1 protein-coding gene is annotated in these 658 nt (G+C 69.9%); it reads left to right on the top strand.

Going from position 1 to position 658, the window contains the following annotated elements:
• Positions 1–270: 270 nt before the first annotated feature.
• Positions 271–658 (top strand): ATP-binding cassette domain-containing protein (locus tag DNK89_RS23475; RefSeq protein ID WP_153064334.1); only part of this gene is annotated, 388 nt, incomplete at its 3' end.

Raw genomic sequence — 658 nt, 5'->3', positions numbered from 1 at the left:
ACATCGATCGTTCGTGCCGCCCCTTACGCTGCGCGGATCGTCTGGCGTTAAGCGGGTGGCACAGCAATGCGTGGCACACGAGCCTTTCTCCCAGGTTCAGAGCGGGGTACACATCGGCACCGTCGCATCCTTGCCGAGGTCATCATGAAAATCCGCCTGTTCCGAAACGCCGCGCTGAAGATCGAAGTCGGCGGCAAGACGCTGCTTGTCGACCCGGATTTCGGCGACAGGCACAGCCGTCCCTCCTTCACCGGGCGTTCGCCGAACCCGATGGTCGACCTGCCCGCAAGCATCGAGGAAATCCTCGACGGCGTCGACCTGTCCGTCGCCGAAGGCGAGGTCGTCGCCCTGATCGGCCCCAGCGGCTCGGGCAAGAGCACCCTGCTCCGCTGCCTCGCGGGGCTGGAGCCGCTGGACGGCGGCGCGCTGCGGGTGGCGGGCGTCGAGGCCGGCGGCCGCACGCCCCTGGCCCGCGCCCTCGGCGGCCGGGTCGGCTTCGTCTTCCAGGGCTTCAACCTCTTCCCTCATCGCACGGCGGTGCAGAACGTCATGGAGGGGCCGGTCACGGTGCGGCGCGAACGCCCCGCCGCGGCGCACGAGAAGGCCATGGCCCTGCTGGCCAAGGTCGGGCTGGCCGAGCGCGCCGACGCCTATCCGC

It is taken from the genome of Acidovorax sp. ST3, from assembly GCF_003231145.1.
GTDB lineage: Bacteria > Pseudomonadota > Gammaproteobacteria > Burkholderiales > Burkholderiaceae_C > Acidovorax.
The sequence above is the reverse complement of the archived record's forward strand: the minus strand, read 5'-3'. Positions and strand labels throughout refer to the sequence as shown.